Source organism: Rhizobium sp. SYY.PMSO (genome assembly GCF_046840415.1).
GTDB lineage: Bacteria > Pseudomonadota > Alphaproteobacteria > Rhizobiales > Rhizobiaceae > Rhizobium.
In genome coordinates, this window is record NZ_CP177349.1 from 3,450,408 (window position 1) to 3,465,000 (window position 14,593).

Here is a 14,593-nt window from a genome sequence, read left to right on the forward strand (position 1 = left end):
GGGTGATTCGCCTGCCAATAAAAAAATCCGGCCGAATCATCGGCCGGATTCATGTGAAACACTTTGATTCGCCGCTCGGCCTTTGCCGCTCAGTCGCTGAACGTATCGAAGAAATCCTTCATACGGGCGAAAAAACCCGTCGATTCGGGATTGTTGTCCTTCGACGAGATCTGCTCGAATTCCTGAAGCAGTTCACGCTGGCGTTTGGTCAGTTTCTGCGGCGTCTCGATCTGGATCTGGATGTAGAGATCGCCGACCTGGCTGGAGCGCAGCACCGGCATACCCTTGCCCTTCAGGCGAAACTGCTTGCCGACCTGCGTTCCCTCGGGAACGGTGACGCGCGACTTGGTGCCGTCGAGCGTTGCCACGTCGAACGTGCCGCCGAGCGCCGCCGTCGTCATCGAGATCGGCACCGCGCAATAGAGATCGGCGCCGTCGCGCTGGAAGAATTCATGCGGCTTGACGGAGAGGAAGATGTAGAGATCGCCCGCGGGCCCGCCGCGCAAGCCAGCTTCGCCTTCGCCCTGCAGGCGAATGCGCGTGCCGTCTTCGATGCCGGCCGGAATGTTGACGGAGAGCGAGCGCTCCTCGGTCACGCGGCCCTGGCCGTGACATTTCGTGCAGGGATCGGGAATGATCTGGCCGCGGCCGTGGCAGGTCGGGCAGGTGCGCTCGACCGAGAAGAAACCCTGGGCGGCGCGGACCCGGCCGGAGCCTTGGCAGGTGCCGCAGGTCTTCGGCTGCGTGCCGGGCTTGGCGCCGGAGCCGGAACAGACATCGCAGGTGATGGAGGTCGGAACACGGATCTGCGCCGTCTTGCCGGTAAAGGCTTCCTCCAGCGAGATTTCCATATTGTAGCGAAGATCCGCGCCGCGCTCGCGACCACCGGAAGAGCGTCCGCGCGAGCGGCCGCCGCCCATCATCTCGCCAAAGATATCCTCGAAGATATCGGAGAAACCGCCGCCGCCAAAACCGGCTCCGAAGCCGCCGCCGCCCATGCCGCCATGCTCGAAAGCGGCGTGGCCGTAGCGGTCATAGGCTGCGCGCTTCTGCGGATCCTTGAGCGTTTCGTAGGCTTCATTGATTTCCTTGAACTTCCGCTCGGCACTGTTGTCATTCGGATTCTTGTCCGGATGATATTGCATTGCCAGCTTGCGAAAGGCGCTCTTCAGCTCTTTCTCGTCCGCCGTCTTGGAGACGCCCAACGTCTCGTAAAAATCCGCTTTTGCCATATTAAGGATTAGAACCCCGGAAATGGATTTCCGGCTGCCCGAAGGCAGCCGGATCTAAGTTTCCTGAACCTTTCGGTTCGTGCTTATGCAGACCGCTTGCGGTCGTCTTCGTCCTTGATTTCCTCGTAGTCGGCATCAACGACATCGTCCTTGCCGGCTTCCGCCGAGGCATCGCCCGAAGCTGCTTCCGCCTGCTGGGACTCATAGATCGCCTGGCCGAGCTTCATGGAAACTTCCATGAGGGTCTGGGTCTTGGCCTTGATGTCCTCGCCGTCCGGCTCGGAAGCTTCGGTCGCCGTCTTCAGCGCCGCGATCGCGTCGGAGATCGCGGTGCGATCGGCTTCGCTGACCTTGTCGCCATAATCCTTCAGCGACTTCTCGCTGGAGTGGATCAGGCTTTCAGCCTGATTCTTGGCCTCGACACCCTCGCGGCGCTTCTTGTCTTCGGCAGCATGGGCTTCCGCATCCTTGACCATCTTTTCGATGTCGGCGTCGGAAAGGCCGCCGGAAGCCTGGATGCGGATCTGCTGTTCCTTGCCGGTGCCCTTGTCCTTGGCCGAAACCTGGACGATGCCGTTGGCGTCGATATCGAAGGTGACTTCGATCTGCGGAACGCCGCGCGGTGCCGGCGGCAGGCCGACGAGGTCGAACTGGCCGAGCAGCTTGTTGTCGGCGGCCATTTCGCGCTCGCCCTGCGAGACGCGGATGGTCACGGCCGACTGGTTGTCGTCGGCGGTCGAGAAGGTCTGCGACTTCTTCGTCGGGATCGTCGTGTTGCGTTCGATCAGACGGGTGAAGACGCCACCCAGCGTTTCGATGCCGAGCGACAGCGGGGTCACGTCGAGGAGCAGAACGTCCTTGACGTCGCCCTGCAGAACGCCGGCCTGGATGGCGGCGCCGAGCGCGACGACTTCATCCGGGTTGACGCCCTTGTGCGGCTCCTTGCCGAACAGCTGCTTGACGACTTCCTGTACCTTCGGCATGCGGCTCATGCCGCCGACGAGAACGACTTCGTCGATTTCAGCGGCGGTAACGCCGGCATCCTTGAGGGCTGCCTTGCAAGGTGCGATGGTGCGCTGGACGAGATCGTCGACCAGGCTTTCCAGCTTGGCGCGGGTCAGCTTCAGCGTCAGGTGCTTCGGGCCGGTTGCGTCTGCCGTGATGAAGGGCAGGTTGATTTCGGTCTGCTGCGCGGACGAAAGTTCGATCTTGGCCTTTTCGGCAGCTTCCTTGAGGCGCTGCAGGGCAAGCTTGTCGCCCTTGAGGTCGATGCCGTTGTCCTTCTTGAACTCGGCAACGAGGTATTCGACGAGACGCATGTCGAAGTCTTCACCGCCGAGGAAGGTGTCGCCGTTGGTCGACTTCACTTCGAAGACGCCGTCGCCGATTTCGAGGATCGAGATATCGAAGGTGCCGCCGCCAAGGTCGTAAACGGCGATGGTCTTGCCGTCCTTCTTGTCGAGGCCATAGGCGAGTGCCGCAGCCGTCGGCTCGTTGATGATGCGCAGCACTTCAAGACCGGCGATCTTGCCGGCATCCTTGGTTGCCTGGCGCTGAGCGTCGTTGAAGTATGCGGGAACGGTGATGACGGCCTTGTCGACCTTCTCGCCGAGGTAGGATTCGGCGGTTTCCTTCATCTTCTGAAGGATCATTGCGGAAATCTGTGCGGGCGAATAGCCTTTGCCGTTGGCTTCTACCCAGGCATCGCCATTGTCGCCGCGAACGATGTTGAAGGGAACGAGGTGCTTGTCCTTTTCAACGGTCGGATCTTCGTAGCGGCGGCCGATGAGGCGCTTGACGGCGAAGAGGGTGTTCGTGGGGTTGGTGACAGCCTGGCGCTTGGCCGGCTGGCCGACGAGGCGTTCGCCATCGTCGGTGAAGGCAACCATGGAGGGGGTGGTCCGGGCGCCTTCGGCATTTTCGATCACTTTCGCGTCTTTACCGTCCATGACGGCGACGCAGGAATTCGTGGTTCCAAGGTCGATACCAATTACTTTTGCCATGTCATTCTCTCCTTGAAGCAAGCTATCGGAACCCCTGTCAGGCATTCCATTGACAGCCCCTTACGGGATGGTCTTGAGGATTGCGCAGCCATGACTGCGGTGATGCCGCGTATATAAGTAGCGGTTTTACTGACTGCAAGGCAGGAAATAGCCCGAAATCCAGCAAAACAAATGGTTTGTCGCTCAAATTCCGCTTGGCCCTGTGTGCGCCGCGGGCCGGCGGATTTGACGCGACCGCGCATCAGAGCAGCCTTGCCGCGGCCACGCAAGCGGCAAGCTGCAAAATAGCGATTTTATCGGCCGAGGATGACGTCGAGCAGCGAGGAGCGATGCGGCCGTGCCGTTGCGACGGGAGCGCCGCCGTCGCCGATATCCGCCGGCGGAATATCGGCGCTGTCATAGGGGCTGGAGCTGTAGGGATTGGCGTCGTCGGCGAGGTTCGCGGGCGGCAGGTCCTGCGGATCCTCGTTGCCCACGGTCTGGTTGACGATCTGCGGCTGCGGCTGGGCCGGCTGCTGCACCGGCCTTTGTTGCAATGTCGGCTGCTGCATCGGCTGTCCGGCATTGCCCGCGCCGGAGATGATGTTGCCGATCGTCGTCGGCTGGTCGCCGTTCGGTGCCGTCTGCGCTACCGGCAGGCCGTTGTCTATGATCTGCCCGCCGCCGAAGATCGGCGTCGGCGTGATGCCCTTATGGGCGGCGACCATGAATTCCTTCCACGCCTTGGCGGGCAGCCCGCCGCCCGTCACCTTGCGCATCGACTTGCCGTCGTCGTTGCCGAACCAGACACCCGTGGTCAGATGGCTGGTGAAGCCGACGAACAGCGCGTCGCGGAAGGACTGCGTCGTGCCCGACTTGCCGGCTGCCTGCCAGCCCGGGATGCGCGCGGCCTTGCCGGTTCCGTAGGCGATCACGCCGGCCATCATGGCATTCATGTTGGTGACGACATCCGGATTCAGCACACGTTGCGGATTATCGGTATTGGCCTGGTAGAGCACCTTGCCGGAAACGGTCGTTACCTTGGTGATGACATGCGGCGCCACCTTGAAGCCGCCGTTCATGAAGGTGGCATAGGCTGAGGTCAGCTCCAGCAAGGACACCTCGGATGTGCCGAGGGCGATGGAGGCATTGGCCTGCAGGTCGGATTCGATGCCGAGCCTGCGGGCGACCTTGATGACCTGGTCCGGCCCGACCTCGGCGACCATCTGCGCGGCAACCGTGTTCAGCGATTTGGCCACGGCGGTCGCAAGCGTCACGGGGCCGCTGTAGCGCTGCTCGTAATTTTCGGGCGCCCAGTTGCCGATCTTGACGGGCGCGTCGTTGCGGATCGAATTGGGCGTCAGGCCCATTTCGAGCGCGGCGGTGTAGACGAAGGGCTTGAAGGCGGAGCCCGGCTGGCGCTTGGCGGTCACGGCGCGGTTGAACTGGCTCTGCGCATAGTCGCGTCCGCCGACGAGCGCGCGGATGGCGCCGGTCGCATCGACGGAAACCAGCGAGGCTTGCGAGGCATTCAGCTTCTTGCCGTCCTTTTCGAGCACGTCGCTCAGCGCCTTCTCGGCCTTTTCCTCCAGCGACATGTCGAGCGTGGTGTCGACGATCAGGTCTTCCTTGATGTCGCCGCCGATCAGCTTCGGCAGCTGGTCCATGACCATGTCGGCGACGTAGTTCTCGGCACCGCTCCAATAGCTTTTCGAGCGCGTCGGCGGCTGCGACATCGCCGTCTTGATGTCGGCCTCGGAAATGAAGCCTTGTTCATGCATGGCCTGCAGCACCAGCTGCGCGCGGGCCTCGGCAGCCGCCGGATCGCGCGCGGGCGACAGCCGCGACGGCGCCTTGACCAGGCCGGCGAGCAGGGCCGCCTCGCCGAGGTTCACGTCGCGGGCCGATTTGTTGAAGTAGCGCCGCGAGGCCGCTTCGACACCGTAGGCGTTGGAGCCGAAATAGACGCGGTTCAGGTACATCGTCAGGATCTGATCCTTGGTGTACTTGTGCTCCAGCCACAGCGCCAGCAGCACTTCCTGCACCTTGCGTTCCAGCGTGCGGTCCGGCGACAGGAAGAGATTCTTGGCGAGCTGCTGCGTCAGCGTCGACCCGCCCTGGACGGCGTGGCCGGTCAGAACGTTGGTCACGACGGCGCGGGCAAGGCCGATCGGATCGAAGCCGAAATGGGAGTAGAAGCGGCGGTCCTCGATGGCGACGATCGCTTCGGGAATGTAGGGCGACATGTCGCTGAGCGCCAAGGCTTCCCCGCCCGTCGTGCCGCGATTGGCAAGCAGCGTTCCGTCGAGGTCGTTGATCTTGACGTTCGGCGGCCGCTCGGGGATGGACCAGGTGCTGGCGCTCGGCATGCGCGAGCCGTAATAGGCGACGAGGCCCGCAAGCCCGATACCGGCCCAGAGGCAGAGCACCAAGCCCCAATAGATCGTGGTGCGGATGAAGCCGAAAAAGCCGCGTCGCGGGCGCGCGCGGCGTGCGGGTTTGCGCCGGCTGCGGGCGCGGCGAGGTTTTTCGGCCACGGGTTCGTCCTCGTCGTCCTCTTCTTCGTCCGGTTCCGGCTTTTCGTAGTATGTCTTGGAAGAAGACGAGTATTTCCTGGGCGAATGCCTGTTGCCGACGATGCGTTCGCCGGCATTGAATCCGTCATCGCTGCGTTCCCGGCCGCTGGAAAAGGATGGTTCTATCCTCTGGCGTGATTTCTTCTTATCTGCCATTGCCGGCCGGTCGTTCCTCGATGCCCAATCTGTCCATGTCTTCTATCAGGCTGATCGCGGCGGCGGTAGAAATCTTTGAGCCCGATCGGCCGCACTGGGTCGGTGCGCCAGCCCGAAAGCCGATTGCGGCTCTCGTTGCGGGTTACGCGCCGTTCGTTCACGAACCCCTCGTGAAGACATCAAGTCCCGCCTGAACTGTAAATGCGGCGATTTAACGAGGGATTAAGAACAATTCCGCCCGGCATCGCGGCAACGGCATCTGCCGGCGGCTAGAGGGCAGGGAGGAACTTTTCGCCGTCCGGAGCATTATTCCCTCATAAAGATAAAAGAGGGCGAGCACATGAGTTCACTGATCAAGATAGAGGAAGTCGGCGAGAGCAAACTGCGTGAAGTCTGGAGTGTCGAGGATTTTGCCCGGCGCCACCGGATTTGCAAGGAGGAGGAAGCCCGGCTGAAAAAGCTGTTTGGCGACTTCGCGACGAAACAGGAATTGCTCTCGAACGCGCAGAGGCCGCCGCAGTTTCGCTGAACGGAAATTGGCAGGCCGGCGCGATGTTCATCGTGGGCCGCTGCGGCCGAAAGTCTCGCAGCGGAGGAGGCTATGACCATGTGGAAGCGTTTCGAACTTTGGCTGGTCGACCAGATCGACCGTATATTCGGGCTGGAGCAGTTGGCCCGCAGGGCGGGGTTCTCTCCGGACGAAGCCAAGCGGATCGCACGCGAGAAATAGATCGCATGCCAGGCCCGATACCGCCGCAATGCCCGATGAGGCTACAAGCGCCCGCAACCCTGTCGGTTTCCATAGGATATCGGGAAAGCTCGCGGTCCGGGCAGGCGGGCCGTCATGCCGGATGCGGCGATACTTCGCGCGGCCATGTGCAATCTTCCATATTTTCGAATGGTTTGATCGAGGTTATAGTATTGTCATGAGACCGCCCCGGAGGTGGTTTCAGTTAGCTGGCAGCGCGTGAGGAGGAGTGTTCATGCGACAGATCAAGTGGAGCAATCCAATCGAGATCGGTTTTGCCCAGGATACGTTTCAAGTCGTGACGGGTCCGTACGAGGCCCTCAACTGCATGGCCAATCTCTGGCCCGACAGGCGTGGTCCGCTGTATGTCGCGGCAAGGAGCCTGTGCCGGGCGGCGATCGACGGCCGTAAATCGGCCGAAGAGGCGCGGGAAATGTTCATTTCGGCGACGCGGGAAGCGCATCTGAAAATGCATTGAGGCGCAGCGGCTCGGCCGGGCCGTTCGAGCATTTCATTCTTGCGGGCCGAGGAAAGCTACGCAGGAGCTGAACGCGTACCACTATCGCAAAGCATCCATTTCGCTGTCACTGCTACGCAGCGCGGAAGACCCGCATTCCTTTCACGAATATCTCAATTGATAAAGGCCAGCGACTTTGTCGGTCGCTGGCCTTTATCGTCTGAATTATTGGAGCGCCGTCAGCGGTTCGAACCTCTGGTCGACATGCGGCAATTCGGTTCCGATGCCGGGCAATCCTTGTGATCGGGGCTGTAAGGCCCCGGCTGCGCTTGAGGCTGCCGCTGCGGTTCGGGACGCGGGCGATTGTCCGGGCGATTATCGGGGCGGTTGTTGTCACGCGGACGATCGGGGCGATTGCCCCAATCCTGGTTGTTGTTGTCCGGCCGCTGGCGGCCCCAATCGCGATTGCCGTCGCGCGGCCTGTCCCTGTCGCCATTGCGGTCAGGACGGCGATCCCAGTTGCGGTCCGGCCCGCTGTTCCAGTCCGACCCGCGGTCCCAGCCGCGGTTGTCGTCGGGGCGGCGATCCCAATTGCGATTCGGTCCGTTATTCCATCCCGGATTGCGATCCCAGCCGCTGTCGGGCCGGCGGTCGACCCAGCCGGGGCCGCGGCGCCAACGGTCGCGCTCACGATAGAAATCGCGGCCGCGGTAGTAGCGGCCCCAGTAGTCATCGAAGTTGAAAACCACTGTGGGGATGCCGAGTGGGCGATAATATTGGGGGCCGACATAGATGCGGCGCGACTGATAGACGGCCTGAATGTACTGGCCGGCGACCCATCCGCGGCCTCCATAGAAGGAGACGTCGCACCAGGGCGTGTCATTGAGGCAGCCGTTGATCTGCAGCGACACGCCGACGGGGATCATGGTCACTGCCGGATAGGCGGTGCTGGGGCCGGACCGCATGTTGACGTTTGCGGTGGCGAAGCCCTCCGCGGCTTCCGCGACAGCCGGCAGCGCCACCAATGCGGCCAGCAAACTTGCGGCAAGAACCTTGAACTTCATAAACACTCTCCCTTTACGCACCGTCGTCGCAAGATCGCCGGTCCGGTGCCTGTTCGCTATACGTGCGCCTACCCCGGCGCTATTCGGTAAAACGTCTCAAATTCGGCAAGATGAAGGCCCGCGCATGCACGAAATCTGATAGATTTCGTGGCGCATCTTCAATCTTTGCATGTGTTCTACGAGTATTCGCATGAATGCAGCTTGAACGGAGATTTGGGAAACACGCAAATCGGCGAAACTTTCTTGACGAGCTTTGTGTGCCTTTGCGAGCATTATTGCCGCTGCCGGTCATCCAGGACTCGCAGCCTGTTCGAAGAAAGCAGGCCGCGGCCTTGAAATTGACACCTTGGGCGCCGATATAGTGTTCAGTCATGCAGCCGATGGGTGGCTGGCGCGCTTCACAGCGAGCCGTTTTCATCCGTCGAGAGTGAAAGTGGCGTTAACTCTTCGTTAACCTTTCATGATCAATCTGGCTGCAGTTCCGCATTGCCTTTGACCACGGATGTACTGGCACTGATGCGATAGCGGATGGCGAAAGGCCGGATCACTCCGGCCTTTTTGTTTTTGGCGATGGCGTGCTTCCTGCGAAAGCGGAGCGCGCCATTTTCATTTTTCGCACCGTTCCTGCGCCAAAAGAAAAACCGCCGCAGTTGCCTGCGGCGGTTTCAGCTACGCGCCCGGCGGTGCCGGGCTCTGACTGTTTAGTTCGCCTTCTTGGCCGAAACCTTGACGACCTTGGCTTTCGGAGCGGCGGCCACGGTGGCCTTTCCGGCCGGAACATAGCCTGCGCCGATTGCGACGTTCAGTGCAATATAGTCGTTGGCGCTCTGCTGCACTGCCTGAGCCAGGCTCTGCTGGGCGGAGGTTACGTTACGCTGTGCGTCGAGAACGTCGAGCAGCGAAGACGCGCCGTCCTTGTAGCTTGCGGTCGAGAGCTGCAGGGCTTCCTGATAGGATTTGACCTGAGCGTGGAGAGCCGAGACCGTCTGTGCATCGCGGGTAACGGCCGACAGGGCGTCCTCAACCTGCTGGATCGCCGTCCGCACCGTCTGCTGCCAGACGATATACTGTTCACGGCTCGAGGACTCCGCAGACTTGACGCCGGCGCGCAATGCACCGCCATCGAAGATCGGCAGGTTCAACGACGGACCGAATGACCAGCTGGTCAGGCCGCCGCTTGCGGACGAGCTATGAATGTAGGTCGGCGAAATCGCGCCGCTGAGCGTGATCGACGGGAAGAGCTTTGCTTCCGCCACGCCGATCTGGGCCGTGGCAGCGGCAAGATTGCGCTCTGCGGCACGGATGTCCGGACGATTGCGAATGAGGTCGGCGGGAATGCCGGTGCGAACGCTGCCGCGGAATACCGGCTGCCTGCCGCCGCCCTGCATCTGGGCGATGATCGTGGCGGAAGGCACGTTCAGCAGCGTTGCGATGTGATGGACGGCCTGGCGATAGCTGATCTCGAAGCCGGGAATGGTCGAGAGCGTCGAATTGACGAGACCTTCGGCCTGAACCACGTCGAGGCGGGATGCCGCACCGGCTTCAAGCTGGAACTTCGTCAGCGAAAGCGTGTCGCGCCGCGACTTCAGGTTTTCCTGAGCGATGGCTACGAGCGCCTGATAATAACGGGCGTTGACGTAGCTGGTGGCCAGATCCGACAGATAGGTCAGGCGCGCTGTGTCGACGTTGGAATAGGCGGCATCGAGCGAAGCGTTGGCGCCCTCCTTGGCGCGGCGATACTGGCCCCAGAGGTCGAGCAGCCAGGAAGCCGAGGCGCTGCCGCCGGATTCGTTCCGCGTTTCGGTCTGGGTACGCAGCGAGCCCTTCTGGCCACTGGTCGTATTGTCGCCCGTCACGGTCAGGCTCGGGAGGCCGCCGGCACCGGCCGTAACGACCGCGGCTTCAGCCTGATTGATAATTTCCAGCGACTGCTGGATGTTGAGGTTCTGGGCAAGTCCCTGTGCGGCGAAGGCGTTCAGCTTGGAGTCACCGAAGGCGGTCCACCATTGCGACCCGGCGATATCGCCGTTCATCCTCGTACCGCCCTCCGAGAATTTGGCCGGGAGTGGCATTTCCGGTGGCTTATGGTCTGGGCCGCTAACGCAGCCTGCCAAAACAAGCAGCAGGGCGGGGGCGGCAGTACGAATGGAAACCATCACATTGTCCCACAATTCAATTTACATGATCAGTGTTTTTCGGGATCGACGTGACCCCATGTGTCGGCGCTTCCAGCCTTACGCAATACAAACAGTGACCCGAAGCAGTCGGCGTCAATCTAGCAATGAGTTTTGCAATAGCACAGTGGCTTTTACGAATTCTCGGCTGCGAACATATGTGGGATCGGGCGAAATATCAGCGTACCGGTAAAAAAAATCTAAAGTGTTGCAAAAAACATACCCTTTTCCACACCACCCAGGCGTGTACCGCATCCGCGAATCAGTAGCCGGCACAATCTTGAGAGACCGTTCGGCGCATGTGCTCGATATCGACGGACGTGTGCGGACCGTCTCTAGGTGAAATAGCGCGACAGACTTGCGCGAACCCGGTCGCGGGGCGTCGCGCCACGATCGTCCGGCAAGAAGGGCATGCCCGTTATCGCCTCGTAGGCACGGATATAGACCTTGGACGTCTGCTCGACGAGATCGGCCGGAATCTCCGGAATCTCGTCCTTGTACGGATCGCAGCGCTCCGTGACCCAGGCGCGCACGAAATCCTTGTCGAAGCTCTCCGGCCGCGCGCCCTTGTCGAAGCGGTCCCGATAGCTGTCGGCCAGCCAATAGCGACTGCTGTCGGGCGTATGGATTTCGTCGGCGAGGATGATGGTGCCGTTTTCGTCTGTCCCGAACTCATATTTGGTGTCGACGAGGATCAGTCCGCGCTTGCGGGCGATTTCCTGCCCGCGGGCGAACAGGGCAAGGGCATAGTTGGAAAGGGTCTGCCATTGCGCCGCCGTCAGAAGCCCGTGCTCGACGATCTGCGTCGGCGTCAGCGGTTCGTCGTGGCCGCCGTCGAATTCCTTGCTTGTTGGCGTGATGATCGGCGCCGGCAGGATCTGGTTGTCGCGCATTCCGTCAGGCAGCGTGATTCCGTACATCTCGCGCTCGCCCTTCTTGTAAAGGGTCAGGATCGACGTGCCCGTCGTGCCCGCAAGATAGCCGCGGACGACGACCTCGACGGGCAGGATGTTCAACCGCTTGCCGATGACGACGTTCGGGTCCGGATAGTCGATGACGTGATTCGGGCAGATATCGCGCGTCTGTTCGAACCAGTAGCGCGCCGTCTGCGTCAACACCTGACCCTTGTAGGGAATGCAGGTGAGAATGCGGTCGAAGGCACTCAACCGGTCGGTGCTGATGATGATGCGACTGCCATCCGGCAGGTCGTAATTCTCGCGCACCTTGCCGCGATAGTAGTTGGGCAGTTCCGGAAAATGGGCTTCGGAGAGAATTCGCAACGCGTCCACCAGCAGGCTCGTGCATCCGCCCGACGGATGCTTCTTGAGCGGATCCTTAACGCATTGCAGCACGAATCGGAACGGTTTTCACATATAATAATGTAACCCGGATATTCTCCTGCGGCCGCCGGGGCGCAAAGCGGTCAGCCCGGCCGCCGCCAGCAGCCATTTTCGCTCCGTTCGAGGATCGGTGTCGAGAATACCCCGACGATCCGCTCGCTCCATGGCTTGCCGTCCACGTCCACACGGTCCCGCCAGCGATCGGATTGCAGCATGGCCGCGCCGATCACCACAGGCTCGATGCCGCAGGACGCCAGCAGCGAAAGCCCGGAGACGATCGAGGCGCCGCTGGAGATCACGTCGTCGACCAGCGCCACGCGCTTGCCCTCCAGCAACGGCAGCATTCGCGGATCTATATAAAGACGCTTCTCCTGGTTCGGGGTGGTGATGGAAGAAAGAGCCACCGAGAGTTCGTCGCGATACCAGAATTTGCGCGATGTTCCGAGCGGCACGTAGCGCGCATGGCCGAGCGCGCGGGCGACGGCGGAAGCCAGCGTGAGGCCGAGCGTCGGCAATCCGGCGACGACATCGACCTCATACGCCGCGATGCGTGCCGCAAGCGCCTCCGCCAGGGCGTCCTGCACCGCAAAGCTTGCCTGGTTGACGATCAGCGATGCCAGTGCGTGCTCGCCATCCGCCAGGACGCGGATCGGCAGGCGCAGCTGACGTCCGTCCGGCAGCTCGGCCACATGGAAATCCGGGCGCGCTTCGGCCGGGTCGAAGCTTTGCGGTGCATGCAGCTCCTGCCAGAAGTCATGGGGTCGCATCGCTTTCAGCCTTTGGTCCGTTCATCTATTGATCTTCATTCCAGCGCGGCGGTGCAAGCCGAGGATTTCCGCCTCGCTCAAGGCCCGCACGCCGCCTTTCGGCAGATCGCCGAGCGGGATATCGCCGAAAGCGACGCGCACCAGCCGCAGGCATTCGATCCCCAGCGCTTCCAGCATACGCCGGATCTGGCGGTTGCGGCCTTCCTTGAGCTCCACTTCGATCCAGCCGTTGCGGTCGCCGCTGCGCAGGAGGCGGGCCGAGCTTGCGGTCAGCAGCTCGCCGTCGTCGATGATGCCGCGTTCCATGCGCGCAAGCTGCTCCTCGTCCATGATGCGGCCGACCTGCACATGATAGGTCTTGCGGACATGGCTCACGGGATCGAGCAGAGCCTGGGCGAGCACGGTGTCGTTGGTGAAGAGCAGCAGCCCCTCGCTCGCCTTGTCCAGCCGCCCGACCGGGGCGAGGTGCCGGGCATCGATCTCCTTCAGGCAATCGTAGACCGTCGGCCGCCCTTCCGGGTCGTCGCGGGTCGTCACCAGCCCGCGCGGCTTGTTCAGCATGAAGTAGAGTTTCTTCTCCGCGGCGATCCCGATGCCGTCCACCGCGAATTTCGAGCGCTCCAGATCGACCCAGGTGGCGGGGTCGGAGATCGTCCGGCCGTCCACGGCCACGCGGCCGGCCGCGATCAGCGCCTCCGCCTGCGTACGAGAGCAATAGCCGAGCTTGGAAAGCGCCCGCGGCAAGGTCACGCGCTTGCCTTCGGGCTCCTGCCGGCCTTTCGCCGCCTTGCCGGATCGTTGCGGTGATTGCCGCTGGCTCACCCGTCTTTCCCCATGATCGTCTTTGCCGAGACCGCGTCTTGCGCCGGCGAAGGACATTCCTTTCGCACGGGGATGGACGCGACGCAAATCGCATTGCCGTGGAGGCGGCAAATTTGAAGGGCAGACAGGGCTCGCATTTCATGGATGCGAGCCCTGTCGCGGACCGGAGCGGGCGATGGGGTCGGGTAGACGGCAACCGGGTTGCCGCCGTTCGCTCCGGAGGGATCGCGGTTGCATGGGAAACTGCACTGCTTCTTTTGCTGGGATTTTTCAAAACGGCGGAAATTTGTTACAGTTTGTAACGCTGGCCGTTTCCCTGTTGCCAAAACGCCCTCTCGCCCAGCATGGAAGGGCCATGGTTTCCGCATCGCTTCTTCTGGTCGAAGACGACCGCGAGATTAGGGCGCTCCTGGAGGAGTTCCTGAGCCGCGAGGGCTTTTCCGTGCAGGCGGCCGATAGCGCCGCGGCCATGGACCGCGTTCTTTCCAAGGGTTTTCCGGATCTGATCATCCTCGACCTGATGCTGCCGGGCGAAGACGGCCTGTCGGCATGCCGCCGCATCCGCAGCCGCAGCAAGGTGCCGATCCTCATGCTGACGGCGAAATCCGAGGATATCGATCGCATCCTCGGCCTTGAGATGGGGGCCGACGATTACCTCGGCAAGCCTTTCAATCCGCGCGAGCTTCTGGCGCGCATCCGCGCCATCCTTCGCCGTTCCGGACCGGACCGGCCGGAGGAAGCCGGCCTCCCGTCGCGGCGCAAGAGCTTCGCCGGCCTGACCGTCGATCTCGATGGCCGGATGATCGAGATGGAGGGGGAGCGCGTCGTGCATCTGACGACGGCCGAGTTCGATCTGCTCGTCTGCTTTCTCGAAAGGCCGCGTCGCGTGCTGTCGCGTGAGCAACTGCTTGACTGGACGCGCGGCCGCGGTGCCGATCCGTTCGACCGCACCATCGACGTTACGGTCTCCCGCCTGCGCACCAAGCTCGGGCATTGCCTGCCCGATGGCGCACATATTATTACCACCGTGCGCAATGCCGGCTATCTTCTCACCACGGATGTGAAGGATGTCTGAGCCATGTTGAAACTCGGCCTCGTCGCCCGCATCATCATGATCGTCGCCGTGGCGCTGTTCGTCATACAGCTTGCGGCGTTCCTTGCCGCGCAGCTGAAGCCGGATACATCGTTCAATCCCGAGTTGTCGCCTGCCATGCAGGTCAAGACGGCGGTCCGTCTTCTCGATGCCGTTGCGCCGGAGGCCCAGCCGCTCGCCGT

Annotated in this window: 14 protein-coding genes (1 of these 14 running past the window's edge); 6 read left to right on the forward strand and 8 right to left on the reverse strand. The window is 62.0% G+C overall.

Annotation, left to right across the window (positions count from 1 at the left end; genetic code table 11):
• Positions 1 to 89 precede the first annotated feature (89 nt).
• From dnaJ to ACJJVH_RS16720, 3 genes are all read right to left on the reverse strand, one after another.
• Entirely contained in the window at positions 90 to 1,232 is a 1,143-nt protein-coding gene (gene dnaJ, locus ACJJVH_RS16710) for a molecular chaperone DnaJ (RefSeq protein WP_113357837.1), read from the reverse strand.
• Between the two features lie 83 nt (positions 1,233 to 1,315).
• Entirely contained in the window at positions 1,316 to 3,235 is a 1,920-nt protein-coding gene (dnaK, locus tag ACJJVH_RS16715) for a molecular chaperone DnaK (RefSeq protein WP_112795546.1), read from the reverse strand.
• A 293-nt stretch (positions 3,236 to 3,528) separates the two neighbouring features.
• The gene (locus ACJJVH_RS16720; RefSeq protein ID WP_412064381.1) at positions 3,529 to 5,751 is read right to left on the reverse strand and encodes a transglycosylase domain-containing protein; all 2,223 of its coding nucleotides are present in this window, start codon (positions 5,749 to 5,751) and stop codon (positions 3,529 to 3,531) included.
• A gap of 55 nt (positions 5,752 to 5,806) precedes the next feature.
• Between ACJJVH_RS16720 and ACJJVH_RS16725 the strand changes: the two genes are divergently transcribed.
• The 4 genes from ACJJVH_RS16725 (at position 5,807) to ACJJVH_RS16740 (ending at position 7,172) form a co-directional block, all read left to right on the forward strand.
• Positions 5,807 to 6,025: a hypothetical protein gene (locus ACJJVH_RS16725; protein WP_412064382.1), complete on the forward strand. Its 219-nt coding sequence runs from the start codon at positions 5,807 to 5,809 to the stop codon at positions 6,023 to 6,025.
• A gap of 261 nt (positions 6,026 to 6,286) precedes the next feature.
• Positions 6,287 to 6,475: a hypothetical protein gene (locus ACJJVH_RS16730; RefSeq protein ID WP_112795618.1), complete on the forward strand. Its 189-nt coding sequence runs from the start codon at positions 6,287 to 6,289 to the stop codon at positions 6,473 to 6,475.
• 72 nt (positions 6,476 to 6,547) lie between these two features.
• Positions 6,548 to 6,676, forward strand: a complete 129-nt coding sequence (locus ACJJVH_RS16735; protein ID WP_412064383.1) for a hypothetical protein — start codon at positions 6,548 to 6,550, stop codon at positions 6,674 to 6,676.
• A gap of 253 nt (positions 6,677 to 6,929) precedes the next feature.
• Positions 6,930 to 7,172 carry a DUF982 domain-containing protein gene (locus ACJJVH_RS16740; RefSeq protein ID WP_112795544.1) on the forward strand — a complete coding sequence of 81 codons (243 nt, stop codon included), beginning with the start codon at positions 6,930 to 6,932 and terminating at the stop codon, positions 7,170 to 7,172.
• Positions 7,173 to 7,390: 218 nt separating this feature from the next.
• Here the strand turns inward: ACJJVH_RS16740 and ACJJVH_RS16745 are convergent, their stop codons facing one another.
• The 5 genes from ACJJVH_RS16745 to ACJJVH_RS16765 all read right to left on the reverse strand — a co-directional run bounded on the left by ACJJVH_RS16745 (position 7,391) and on the right by ACJJVH_RS16765 (position 13,318).
• Positions 7,391 to 8,215, reverse strand: a complete 825-nt coding sequence (locus ACJJVH_RS16745; protein WP_113503611.1) for an SH3 domain-containing protein — start codon at positions 8,213 to 8,215, stop codon at positions 7,391 to 7,393.
• Between the two features lie 701 nt (positions 8,216 to 8,916).
• A complete protein-coding gene (locus ACJJVH_RS16750) occupies positions 8,917 to 10,371 on the reverse strand; it encodes an efflux transporter outer membrane subunit (RefSeq protein WP_112795542.1) in 1,455 nt (484 codons plus the stop codon).
• 353 nt (positions 10,372 to 10,724) lie between these two features.
• Entirely contained in the window at positions 10,725 to 11,669 is a 945-nt protein-coding gene (locus tag ACJJVH_RS16755) for a phosphoribosylaminoimidazolesuccinocarboxamide synthase (protein WP_412065188.1), read from the reverse strand.
• 143 nt (positions 11,670 to 11,812) lie between these two features.
• Positions 11,813 to 12,496 (reverse strand): phosphoribosyltransferase, encoded by a 684-nt coding sequence (locus ACJJVH_RS16760; protein ID WP_113357834.1) that lies wholly within the window; start codon positions 12,494 to 12,496, stop codon positions 11,813 to 11,815.
• A gap of 21 nt (positions 12,497 to 12,517) precedes the next feature.
• Complete coding sequence (locus tag ACJJVH_RS16765; RefSeq protein ID WP_113357884.1) at positions 12,518 to 13,318, reverse strand: pseudouridine synthase; 801 nt, start codon at positions 13,316 to 13,318, stop codon at positions 12,518 to 12,520.
• Positions 13,319 to 13,673: 355 nt separating this feature from the next.
• Between ACJJVH_RS16765 and ACJJVH_RS16770 the strand changes: the two genes are divergently transcribed.
• Positions 13,674 to 14,393: a response regulator gene (locus tag ACJJVH_RS16770; protein WP_112795540.1), complete on the forward strand. Its 720-nt coding sequence runs from the start codon at positions 13,674 to 13,676 to the stop codon at positions 14,391 to 14,393.
• 3 nt (positions 14,394 to 14,396) lie between these two features.
• On the forward strand, positions 14,397 to 14,593 hold the start of the coding sequence (locus tag ACJJVH_RS16775; RefSeq protein ID WP_112795539.1) for an ATP-binding protein. 1,156 nt of this gene lie beyond the right edge of the window; the window shows 197 of its 1,353 coding nt (coding positions 1–197); its start codon is at positions 14,397 to 14,399; the stop codon falls past the right edge of the window.

What these genes read in the sequence shown, in the direction of transcription:
- dnaJ (WP_113357837.1), bottom strand. Translation starts at nt 1,232, where the DNA reads ATGGCAAAAGCGGATTTTTACGAGACGTTGGGCGTCTCCAAGACGGCG.
- dnaK (WP_112795546.1), bottom strand. Translation starts at nt 3,235, where the DNA reads ATGGCAAAAGTAATTGGTATCGACCTTGGAACCACGAATTCCTGCGTC.
- ACJJVH_RS16730 (WP_112795618.1), top strand. Translation starts at nt 6,287, where the DNA reads ATGAGTTCACTGATCAAGATAGAGGAAGTCGGCGAGAGCAAACTGCGT.
- ACJJVH_RS16735 (WP_412064383.1), top strand. Translation starts at nt 6,548, where the DNA reads ATGACCATGTGGAAGCGTTTCGAACTTTGGCTGGTCGACCAGATCGAC.
- ACJJVH_RS16740 (WP_112795544.1), top strand. Translation starts at nt 6,930, where the DNA reads ATGCGACAGATCAAGTGGAGCAATCCAATCGAGATCGGTTTTGCCCAG.
- ACJJVH_RS16745 (WP_113503611.1), bottom strand. Translation starts at nt 8,215, where the DNA reads ATGAAGTTCAAGGTTCTTGCCGCAAGTTTGCTGGCCGCATTGGTGGCG.
- ACJJVH_RS16750 (WP_112795542.1), bottom strand. Translation starts at nt 10,371, where the DNA reads ATGGTTTCCATTCGTACTGCCGCCCCCGCCCTGCTGCTTGTTTTGGCA.
- ACJJVH_RS16760 (WP_113357834.1), bottom strand. Translation starts at nt 12,496, where the DNA reads ATGCGACCCCATGACTTCTGGCAGGAGCTGCATGCACCGCAAAGCTTC.
- ACJJVH_RS16770 (WP_112795540.1), top strand. Translation starts at nt 13,674, where the DNA reads ATGGTTTCCGCATCGCTTCTTCTGGTCGAAGACGACCGCGAGATTAGG.